The organism is Candidatus Neomarinimicrobiota bacterium (assembly GCA_022567655.1).
In the GTDB taxonomy this organism is placed as follows: domain Bacteria; phylum Fidelibacterota; class SORT01; order SORT01; family SORT01; genus JADFGO01.
The window spans coordinates 1-11,121 of record JADFGO010000069.1 but is presented as its reverse complement, the minus strand read 5'-3'; the positions used below and the strand labels follow the sequence as shown (position 1 = coordinate 11,121).

Genomic DNA, 11,121 nt, shown 5'->3' with positions numbered 1-11,121 from the left:
TTATGAAAAGTGTCTCTAAAGAATCACACCCAAACTGTCCACTTTCATCTGACGCCGAACAATTGATAAGGCTTTTACTAGTACTCCCGGTAGGAATCGAACCTACAACCAACGGATTAAGAGTCCGCTGCTCTGCCAGTTGAGCTACGGGAGCGTTATTCAGGCAAAAATAAATAGGCTTTATCGCCTTGTCAACCTGTTTATTCAGGCTTCTACTTCATACGGATGAGGTAAATGAAAGTTATCATACACCGTTTCGGCGACGTAATGCGAACCGAAGATGAGAAGCAAACTCTTTTCGTTCAGTTCCGCCGAGCCCCGCTTTATGGCTTCCTCAAATCCCGGTAGAGATTTTGTATCTATTCCCAGAGCTTTTCCGCTGTCTGCAAGAGTCTCGGAAGATACGGAATCGTGACCGGGTATCTCAGCGCAGACGAGAAATTCGACCCGGCGTACAAGTTCATTTAATATTCCCTCATAGTCTTTTCCCTTAAGTAAAGCGAGGAGTCCTGTTATTTTCCTATCCGGATAATGCAGCTGGACCGATTCGATCAGGCTCTTTACCGCTGAAGGGTTATGCGCCACATCGTAAATCACCGATGGTTCCTCCGACACTATTTCCATTCTGCCTCTGAAAGAAACTTTACCGAATCCTCTTTTTATCTGCTCATCGGAGATTGAAATGTCCGGGATCGTATCAATAACAGCCAGAGAAGTTTGAATGTTTTCACGCTGATGGACACCCATCAACGGTACGGACAAGTCCGTTATCGATCTATCCTTAAACTGTGCTTCAACTTTTACATCTCCTTCCCCGTAAACAATATCCGGTATTGAGCAGAGGTCCGAGGCTTTTTTATATTCGCTTTTAGATTTTCTCGCGAATTCATCGAATATATTGAATACGGTTCGAGAATTATTTCCTACGATACACGGTATCCCCCGCCGCATTACGTGTACTTTTTCCGCCGCAATCTCTTCCACGGTTTCACCAAGATATTTAGTATGATCGAGATCGATGGAAGTAATCGCTGAGACAACAGGTTCCACGAGCATGGTAGTGTCCAATCTGGCTCCCAATCCCGCTTCCGCCACAACTATATCTACTTCCATGTCCGCGAAATATTTCAGCGCTATCACGGTCGTTGCTTCAAAAAACGAAGCGCCGTTCTTATCTACAGAATCTTTCAGATAATCCGCGTATTCCATGATTACCTCGTCTTCTATCGGCGTCCCGTTCACTCTTATCCTCTCATTGAAATTCACGAGATGCGGCGATGTGTACAATCCGGTTTTTAAACCCTTTTCACGCAGAGCGGATTCAATAAGCGCTGCCGTAGTACCCTTCCCGTTCGTTCCGGCTATATGTACCGCCGGATAATGCTTCTGTGGGTTTCCGACTTTCGCCGCTAATAACTTTGGGACTTCAAGCCCGAGATGAATTCCGAAAGTTCTAAGGCCGAACAGATAATAGAGAGTTTTATCGTATTCAGACGTACGCAATTGGGTGTGAATTTCGTGCTATATCTTTAAACCGGATTCTAACAGTTCGAGCGGGACCAACTCCACATCAGGCAGCTCCTTACCTAAAAATCGTTCAGCTGTCTCTTTAAACTTATATGGAAGATCGGAAACGAAAAATTCGTGCTCGGTTTCCTTCTGATCGGCCGGAGATTCCAAATTATTTTCTTTTAGAATCCGGCTCAGTTCAGCAGCGGTCGCTACCGCGGAATCTATAAGATTAACCCCGTCTCCAACCACTTCCTGAAGCACCGGTTTTAACACCGGATAATGTGTGCATCCGAGAATAAGAGTATCGATCCCTTTTTCGATCAATACCGAAAGATACTCTTCAGCGATTTTTTTAGTTACCTGCTTATCCTGCCAGCCTTCTTCCACGAGAGGAACAAAAAGCGGGCAGGCAACCGATTCTACTTTTATCGATGGGTCAACCGCATGCACTGCCTCTGTATATGCGCCGGAGGCAACCGTTCCATAAGTTCCTATGACTCCGACGATCCCCTTTTTCGTGGATTCCGCAGCCGTCCGGGCACCCGGTTCTATCACTCCGATAACCGGAATATCGAATTCACTTCGCAGCAGGTCTATAGACTCCGCCGAGGCAGTATTGCACGCCACTACAATCGATTTTACGCTCTTCCCATCAAGAAACAACGCATCCTGCATCGAAAACTCACGTACTACATTCGGACTCTTCGACCCGTACGGTACCCTCGCCGTATCACCGAAATAGACGATCTTCTCGCCCGGCAGCAATTTGGTGACTTCGCGTACAACCGTTAATCCCCCTATACCTGAATCGAAAATTCCTATCGGACTGTCGTTCAACCTGACCTGCTGTTTGCTGAAATTATTAGTTGCTCGTATTTTCTTTTAAACTTCCGAATACCCTCGTAAATCGCTTCCGCTATTTTCTGCCGATGTTTGGAAGATTTCAAGTTTTTTTCCTCTTTCCGGTTAGAGATAAATCCCGCCTCAATGTATGCATGCGGCATAGAAGCTCCTACCAAAACGTAAAATCCGGCTTGTTTCACTCCTCTGCTCGGCGAGGAGATCTTTTTCTGTAATTCTTTGACGAGAATACCGGCAAAATCTTCCGATTCATGCATGAAAGCGGCTTGAGCGAGTGACGCCAATATCAGCTTTTCGTTCGCAAACTTTATATATCTTTCAGCGCTCTCCTTTTCTTCAAATCTCAGCACTGAATTTTCTCTTTCAGCCACTTTTATAGCGCTTTCAGTTTTGCCCGGTCTGAGAATATAAACTTCGAATCCGTTTACTTTCCGGTTTTTGGGAAAATCGTTCAGGTGAATACTGATAAATAATTTCCCTTCGTTCCTGTTAGCTATCTTTCCCCTCTCTTCGAGCGACACAAAAACGTCTTCATCGCGGGTGTATACGACGTTCACTCCTAGTTTTTTTTCGAGGAGCCTGCCTATTCTCTTCACAATGTCGAGAGCTATATCTTTTTCTTTTAATCCTGTCGGGCCGATTGAGCCGGGATCTTTTCCACCGTGTCCCGCATCAAGAACTATGGCGTCTATAAGCCATCTTTCGCTGTCTTTCAGCAAGTCCTCTTCGACCTGCTTTCTGCTGATTCTTTCGGGTGTACGCAGGGATATTACTATCTGGTGCGGGTCTGTCGTCTGGTATATTTCCGGATTCTCGACCTCTCCGGACAACTTGAATGAAATCTGCGCGGCTTCTTCCATCTGGACTGGAATAACCTTTTGAACAACGCCTGCAGGCTTGGTTCGGGCAATCGCAATTGAATCGGTGACTCCGTTAACAACCGTCAGATAGAGCCAACCCAGATCGCGATTTATCCATGCCCGGTACGAATCAAGCGGAAATTCACGCGTTGTTGCGAGCTTGATAAGCGTCCCGTTCGCCTTCTTCTGAATACTCACACCGGTTATATTTTCGATAGCTGTTTTAATTTTAAGGACGTTTGATATTTCATCAAATTCAATCTTTTCGGACATCACTCCGTCCAGGATTTCCATTAACGGAATCAACGGAACATATATATCATTTTCAGAGGGTAACGCAGGAACAGGGAAATGTAAAATTTTATCTGATTCATGATCACCGCTCAGACTTTCAAGCAGCGCAAACGAACTATACGCCGAGAGTTTTAGGCGCCACTTCTTGAACTTAATGTCCATTTTGTTTTTAGAATCTGAATAAAAAGTACGCGCTTCGAGGAGATTAGCGATTCCGATCGCGCTTACGAAGGAAATGTTTCCTTTTTCTATAGTTCGGAGACTCTCGATTCTTCCAGCGTCATTTGAAAAAACTACTTTAATTTCAGAAGCGTAAGGTGAGCCTGATAGGAGCATCAGAATCAGTATAGAACGGGGCAGTCGTTTAAATAGAAATATCAATCTGGATTCCTATCCTTGATTCAGAAGTCTCATTTGTTCCCTGTCGCCTTAAATATCTCTCAAGTTTAATAGAGGTGGAAAAATAAGCGTTAAATTTTTCCCTTGCAAGAACCATAATCCGATATCCCCTGTGATACACCGGGATGTTTCTCAGCACTCCGGGAAGGTCTCTTTCGTAAACGTAAATTCTTGATGCAAATGATTCCGTATCGAAAATTGTCGCTGACAAATTGATATCCCTTCTCTTATTCATGTTTATGTCTGCGTTAGCCGTTAGAGCATAACCTCTTTCATTCACCGAATTCACTTTTGACGAAGCCATGTCGAATCTCCAACCGAGAGAAAATCCCGGTGACAGTGCAAACCGGAACTTCAAACGGGTTCTCGATCTCTCTTTCTCGGTGAGCAGGCGCCTTTCAATTTCATATTTATCCTCAACGACTTCATTCTTTCCGGAGTTAGAACCCCAAAACCTCAGACTCGCCGAATGCCGCACGAATATTCGCCGACTCAGTTCTATGCCGTAATCTTCTGTTCTGCTCGGCGATAATGCTGTTGAAGTGATCCAATGTTTTTTATATAAATCCCTGTATCCTGAAAGAGTGGTGTTCGCTCCGAGTTTTAACCTTACCGCCGTATAAACACCCCTCTCGTTATCTGCTCCGCCAAATGGGTTTCCTCTCACACCGATGAACCCGTCGTCATAATCACGGAAGACGATACCGATAGAAAACTGTTCATATTCAGCCCTCATTCCATGAACTTGAGCCGATTTCTCATTTCCCGTGTTTGCCATTTCACCAAAAAGAGATATCTCCTTAAATTCGATCTCGTAATCAGCGCTGTAAACTCTGTTTTTCGTTCCCGAAAAATTATTGATTTTTTCCGGTTTATCTTCGGGGTTGACGGGTATATCAAATGACACCGACGCCAGATTGGCGCCTATTCGTATATATTCACTGTTCCAGCTGTTCCTGATTCCGAAAACTTTTTCATTAACGAGATTCTTACCTTCCAATTCTCCATCCGTCCTATGCAAACCGCTTTCCCGAAAGTTCAAAACCTCTCCTGAATCTGAGAGGGCAGCGTCTTTGTCTCTAATAGAGGCGAACAATAATATGTCCATATCACCGAACTGCCAAATACCGGCTGCACCCCTTAAACTTCTCGATTCCACCGCGGACCTGTATGGTATAATGCCTCTTGCCTTTCTTCTTGTAGAAAGCATCGGGGCTCCGTTTCTCCTGATCGGCCCGTTCTGCCAGAATACGAGACCCTGCCCGGCTTCTATAGAGTAATCACCCAGGATTCTCGAGTAGCTTCCATCACTCCTTCTATCAGCCAGATAAAATGAAAAATAATCATTGAAATCTTCCTCTCCCGGGTCTCTCTCCATAGTCATTCCCCCCGTAATCCCTCCCTTCAAAACAAAACTGCCCCTCGTATAAACCTTAAAGGGAGAATCGGGAAAGTCATTTTCGGGTGACTTGCGAATCGTGCGGCTCCTCAGGATATACCTGTCCGATCCGGCGTTGCTGCGATCCAAAGCCGACATCCTTATCAACAACGCTTCCTGTTCTTTCCCGAGACTCAGAGCATGTATATCTTTAACGCTTTGAAAGGTCTTTCCGCTTTGCTTGTACTTTTTTATCGCTATCAGAGTTGCAGGTTCGATCAAGGGATTATTGCGCAACCCCTTTAGAGACTCATCACTCAAGTTCAGCGGAAAAGTGCTCAGAACTTCTAAGTAATCGATTAAATCCGTAGTTCCGTCCAGCTCGACATCGAGTTCGATATATTTTTCATAATCAACCACTTGCGCTGTTGCCAACGAAAACCAGAAAGGAATGCAAATCACTGTCCAGCGGTACACTGTTACGCTCAAAACAGGTAGCCGAATGATAAGCTCTGGCTCAGATCGAGGTATTGATGCGTAACGGCGGAAAAGTTTATATCAGCACCGTTCATACTCAGACCGAACCCCATGGAAAAGCTCGATGGATTATTCGATAATCCGAATCGTAAATATTGACCCTTAATGAGTTCCAATTCAGCGCCTAATCGTATTGTCTTATCGAAATCTCTTTCCTTCTGCAATTCACCGACCAGTACGACACTATTGTGAGGTGAATAGGAAAAGCCGATTTTAATGTTCGGAGAGACAGGTTCTTCATTAGACATAACTTTTGGAGAATTTATGTTCTTCGCAACCAGAGCGAAATTAAGACTCTCTGTCATTTTTATCAAAATACCGGCGTCCAATCCTATTACGCTTGCAGCTCCGTATCCCGTTATCGCAACTGACATGTAACGCAGCGCAATGCCCGCGGAAATCTGTTCGAGTATCTTTTTGGAGAATCCCGCTGTTATAAGTTTCTCCTCATAAGCCGAAAATCCGAATCTCGATATCCCGAACCCGAAACTCACCCTCCGGTTCGGTATTGCAACTGTCAGACCCGATTGTGCGAGCTCTTTAAGACCGAACGGACGCGCATATTGCACGTCAACCCGAACCCTCTCGACAAAGGAGAGGCTCGCAACGTTCCCAAAAAGAGCGGATTCTCCTGTTGACAGCACAGAATAAACTCCGCCCATAGCCAATGCCCTTGGCGGGATAAACCGTTCTTCGAAAGCCCCGCTTGCCCCGTTCACGGGAAAAATCCAAACAGGAAGGATCAGGAGTATAAACAATCCCGGATTGCTTATGATGGAGATAGCTTTATTCCTGTATCTCACAGCAGCAAAGAGCCGACCAGTTTTACAAATTTTGTATAATAAACCGCCCCCGCCAAGTTTTCAACCCTCTGAATCTTTCCCGTGACAGTGAATGTTCGGTTAATTCGCGGAGTGTATAATATCCGGAATACAGGACCAAAGCCTACTAATTCTTCACTTCTGATGCCTTTGTCTTCTATGCTCGTAAATCTTGATTCCGACCTTGTTGAACGTGACAACCCGATCGAAAGAAGAGATTTTTTAGAATGTCTGTAAACTATCTTTGCATCAATGGAAGTGATCCTTCTCTCTGCAACTCGCTGTTCAAGGAATTTCCCCCAGTTAAGTTTTCCGTCTTCTTCTAATTCAAATCTCGAGGAGAGTTGAAAATTCAGCCTTCTCCTCAGTTTTATATTTGTCGACTGGGTATAAATAAAATTCCTCAGTACCAGCGACCTGACAGGGAATATCCTGTCATCGTAATCATAGTCATAGTAATTAGCCAGCACACCGAATGATTGCTTGGTCTGCAGCCGTGGAGATAATTTGGCGGTTACATCGGAAGAGATTAAAAATACTCTGTTCCAGTGATTATCCGCGCTCCGTTCTCCGAACAGATATACGATATGATCGATATTTACCGAACTCTTTATGCTGAATCGGAAATCATTTGTAAACTCGTGGGAATATCCCGATTCAATTAGAACTCTCAACTCATCCCTGTCATCAAAATTGTTCGTATCGGGTGTATCGTATCTCATGCGGCTGGACGATATTCGAAATCCCAACGAATCCCTGTCGCTGGGATAGATGTTGAGTAGAGAAGAGAGAGTCAGCAAGTCTGCTTCGTTGTCGGGCGATAAGAGGGGAACGTTAGTTCCCGGATCTGCTGTTGTTATCGTATATTTTTGTAATGAGCTTCTGAACCCTGCATTTAACCTTACGTCATAATTGGTTTTGTTCAATGAGAGCGTAACAAGATTTTCCGTTGATTCATCTCTGCGCCTCCTCTTTACGTCACCGACCTCTTTCCTTGGTGATTGAATCGTAGTTTCTCGAAAATTTACTCTGATCGACCACCTCATTTTTATATCATCCGATAACCTATAGCGCAGGTAGTTACCGAATCTGTTGGAGCTTTCAGTTCTTGTTTCTATATCTCCGCTTTCGCTGATGTAATAATCCTGCCTTTTATCTCTCAAATTGGCGAAGAACGAATCGGTGGTTGCCTCGTAAAATTTTCGGGAATACTTCAGATTCACCCTTCTCATTTCGTTTTCACGGGCTTGAAGTCTCTCACCGTAAATAGCTGCGTTTACCTCTCCGTTCCAGCTTTTAGAATTCAGCCTTCGGCTTCGGAGTGTAGACGCGAATCTATATCCGGTGTCGCTTTGTTCCCTTCTCGAATCCCATATCGGTCCACCCATGAATTGCATAGTTGTTAATTTCAGCGGTTTGTTCTTTACCCCTAATTGGAAATAATTGGTCTGTGAGTCGTTAAAAAGGCCCGTATGCCGATCCTTAAACACACTTGAATATGCGTTTGCCGACATCATCAGCGATCTCGACACGGGGAGCTCAAATTCTATCTTTATTTTTTGATCATCTTTCCAGCGAGGCTCCCCTCTTGAGAATTCAAGACGGGTTGTTTCAATATATTCCGTGAATTTATATATGCCGGACCCGAACCGTCCCTTCCGGCTGACTCCTAATTTCCAGACACTGGTGTTATTCCTCAGTGAATAAGATATTGAATTTGAATCGGGTATGCTCAGTGCAAAACCGCCGGGTGATTGAGTTTGCGCATATAGAGATTGTGAGAATAGGCTGATAACAGCAAATCGAACTATTAAACCCGCACCTTTTGATTTGAAGTAAATCTTTTTACTCCTGCTTTTTATCTTCCTCCTCAGGGATGATCTTATAAACCTTCTCTCCTTCTTTTGCCATACCGTATTTTTCCCGGGCAAGCTTTTCTAAGTATTCGGGTGCGTATTTAAGCTTTTCAATCTCATTCCTCAGGCGCACCTCTTCAGCTTTTAATGAATCGAGTTCGGTTTCGATTCGCTCTCTTTCCATTGCGTATTTATACCATGGGACCAGCCCTCTGTTGTTGAACAGGAATGCGCCGAGAATGAAAACAGCCACTACGAGAAGAAAAACCTTTTTAAGAGCGCCGAATACTCTGCCGATATCGAGCCTTGATGTCCCGCTTTTGTTCAAAATTCTCGATCCTCCCGAAGCAATTTGAATCTTCCTATGTTAATTCTTGACAGCTGCAAGTCCTATGAATTTAGCGTCGCTGCCCAATTCGCTCTCGATCCGGAGAAGCCTGTTATACTTGGCTATCCTATCCGATCGTGAGGCTGAGCCTGTTTTTATCTGCCCGGAACCGGTAGCAACGGCCAGATCAGCTATCATCGTATCTTCGGTCTCACCGGAACGATGTGAAATCAGATAGGTAAATCCATTCTTTTTCGCCATCTCGATAGTCTCGAGTGTCTCCGTAACAGTCCCTATCTGATTGAGTTTTATCAGTATCGAATTGCACGATTTTTCTTCAATCGCACGGCTCAGCTTCTTTTTATTCGTTACAAGCAGATCATCACCGACGATTTGAATTTTATCCCCGAGTTTCTCGTTCAATGCTGCCCATCCGCTCCAGTCGTTCTCCTGTAATCCGTCTTCCAATGAAATTATAGGATATTTTTCCGTTAAGTCTTCGTAATAATCAATCAGCTCGTCTGTACCCAATTTTCTTTCTTCTGATTCAAGTTTATATTTCCCTTCGCCCGCATCATAAAAGGAAGTTGCCGCAGAGTCGATGGCAAGAAAAAGGTTTTTTCCTACTCCGTGCCCCGTTTTTTCCGCCGCCTCGAGAATGATCTCTATCGCCTCCTCATTCGACTTCAGGTTTGGAGCAAATCCACCTTCATCGCCGACGGACGTAGCGAGACCCTTAGAAGATAGTTCTTTTTTGAGGAGATGGAACGTTTCCACTCCCATCCTTAACGCCTCGGAAAATGATTCTGCTCCCGCCGGATATATCATAAATTCCTGAATATCGACGTTGTTGTCCGCATGCTGCCCGCCGTTGAGAATGTTCATCATCGGAACAGGGAGAACAAATTCTCCGTCATCCCCTAAGTATCTGTAAAGGGGAAGATTCTCTGCGACGGCAGCAGCCTTGCACACCGCCATCGATACGCCTAAAATGCTGTTGGCGCCGAGTTTACTCTTATTCTCCGTCCCGTCGAGTTCTATCATCTTGCGGTCGACAGCTTTTTGATCGAGAGCATCCGATCCTATTATTTCCGGGGCTATTATATTATTCACATTATCGACGGCGGAGAGAACTCCCTTCCCAAAATATCTTGCGGGATCGTTATCCCTGAGCTCTAAAGCTTCGTGTTCCCCGGTAGATGCGCCCGACGGCACCATTGATATACCGCTTGCTCCGTTTTCCAGGACCACTTCGACAGAGAGTGTGGGATTTCCCCTCGAATCCAACACTTCAAGGGCAGTGACGTCTTTTATGCGTGTCAAATAATTAAATCCCACTAAGTAGGTTATTAAAATATGTCCACGATGAATATATACCTGAGTGGTTAGAGAGTCAATCGAAGCACTTAAGTGACACATCAATCAATATGCCTCCAAAGTGCTTGACATTAGGAATCTACGCAGTAGATTTGGATGATATTCAGCCGCGTAAAATCAAAGGATAATAATCATGGAGAGAAGAACTTTTTTCGTAAAAGCCGGCGCGTTGTTCTCTATGCCGCTGATAATAACCGAAATAGGATGCAGCGATCCTTCTGGTGATTCATATGGCGATTCAGGGAATAACGGCGGTTCAAGCACATTCCAGGTACCTTCGTCAGAAGCATCTTCGCAATACGGACCGAGTCACACGCATACCGTTACTATATCACTGACAAATGTCAACGACCCGCCTTCCAATGACATTACGCTTACCACGTCCGCTTCAGGCCACACCCATCAGATCGTATTGACTCAGACAGATTATGAGAACTTGGCAGCGGGCAAAACTATCATAAAAACTTCTACCCCGGATAATACGGGACACAGCCACACTTTCAGTATTAAGGTTCCTTAAGATAATCTTTGCTGATATTCACCGGAAAGAAAAGGGCAGATAGAATCTGCTCTTTTTCTCATATTTGAATCGGGTGACACAAATATTAATATCAACTGTCATTCTGAGTCCGACTGAGATTCCTCCGTCGTCCGCCAGCTGGCGGACTCCTCGGAATGACAACGGCTTTCTATAGGAGTGCTTCCGGCGGCTGCCGGATGCCGCATCAACACAGTTGATGTTCCGAGGGCCACGAAGAACTCCGTTGGAGCACTCCGATAACTCACTGTTGATGTATTCCAAAGCGTCCTTACTCTCAAATCGTGAAAGTCTCCTGTTTCATGTGAGTTGGATCGCATTCTCAGTTGAAGATTTTTCTTTGAAGCTTTCATCATAAAA

Annotated in this window: 9 protein-coding genes and 1 tRNA gene; 1 reads left to right on the top strand and 9 read right to left on the bottom strand. The window is 44.7% G+C overall.

What is annotated here, in order from left to right; genetic code table 11:
• Nucleotides 1-81: 81 nt before the first annotated feature.
• From IID12_07675 to eno, 9 genes are all read right to left on the bottom strand, one after another.
• A tRNA-Lys gene (locus IID12_07675) sits at nucleotides 82-154 on the bottom strand.
• Nucleotides 155-204: 50 nt separating this feature from the next.
• Nucleotides 205-1,503: a bifunctional folylpolyglutamate synthase/dihydrofolate synthase gene (locus IID12_07670; protein MCH8288968.1), complete on the bottom strand. Its 1,299-nt coding sequence runs from the start codon at nucleotides 1,501-1,503 to the stop codon at nucleotides 205-207.
• Nucleotides 1,504-1,521: 18 nt separating this feature from the next.
• Nucleotides 1,522-2,349: a glutamate racemase gene (locus IID12_07665; protein MCH8288967.1), complete on the bottom strand. Its 828-nt coding sequence runs from the start codon at nucleotides 2,347-2,349 to the stop codon at nucleotides 1,522-1,524.
• The gene (locus IID12_07660; protein ID MCH8288966.1) at nucleotides 2,346-3,908 is read right to left on the bottom strand and encodes an N-acetylmuramoyl-L-alanine amidase; all 1,563 of its coding nucleotides are present in this window, start codon (nucleotides 3,906-3,908) and stop codon (nucleotides 2,346-2,348) included. The genes IID12_07665 and IID12_07660 overlap by 4 nt, the downstream gene beginning before the upstream one ends.
• Entirely contained in the window at nucleotides 3,892-5,793 is a 1,902-nt protein-coding gene (locus IID12_07655) for a hypothetical protein (GenBank protein ID MCH8288965.1), read from the bottom strand. Before IID12_07655 ends, IID12_07660 begins: the two co-directional genes overlap by 17 nt.
• Nucleotides 5,790-6,644, bottom strand: coding sequence for a hypothetical protein (locus IID12_07650; protein MCH8288964.1), 855 nt, complete (start codon nucleotides 6,642-6,644; stop codon nucleotides 5,790-5,792). Before IID12_07650 ends, IID12_07655 begins: the two co-directional genes overlap by 4 nt.
• Nucleotides 6,641-8,593 carry a hypothetical protein gene (locus IID12_07645; GenBank protein ID MCH8288963.1) on the bottom strand — a complete coding sequence of 651 codons (1,953 nt, stop codon included), beginning with the start codon at nucleotides 8,591-8,593 and terminating at the stop codon, nucleotides 6,641-6,643. The genes IID12_07650 and IID12_07645 overlap by 4 nt, the downstream gene beginning before the upstream one ends.
• Nucleotides 8,508-8,846: a septum formation initiator family protein gene (locus tag IID12_07640; protein MCH8288962.1), complete on the bottom strand. Its 339-nt coding sequence runs from the start codon at nucleotides 8,844-8,846 to the stop codon at nucleotides 8,508-8,510. The genes IID12_07645 and IID12_07640 overlap by 86 nt, the downstream gene beginning before the upstream one ends.
• 39 nt (nucleotides 8,847-8,885) lie before the next feature.
• On the bottom strand, nucleotides 8,886-10,169 hold the full coding sequence (eno, locus tag IID12_07635; GenBank protein MCH8288961.1) for a phosphopyruvate hydratase: 1,284 nt from the start codon (nucleotides 10,167-10,169) through the stop codon (nucleotides 8,886-8,888).
• A 187-nt stretch (nucleotides 10,170-10,356) separates the two neighbouring features.
• Here eno and IID12_07630 point away from each other — a divergent pair, with 187 nt between their 5' ends.
• Complete coding sequence (locus IID12_07630) at nucleotides 10,357-10,743, top strand: hypothetical protein (GenBank protein MCH8288960.1); 387 nt, start codon at nucleotides 10,357-10,359, stop codon at nucleotides 10,741-10,743.
• Nucleotides 10,744-11,121: the final 378 nt, after the last annotated feature.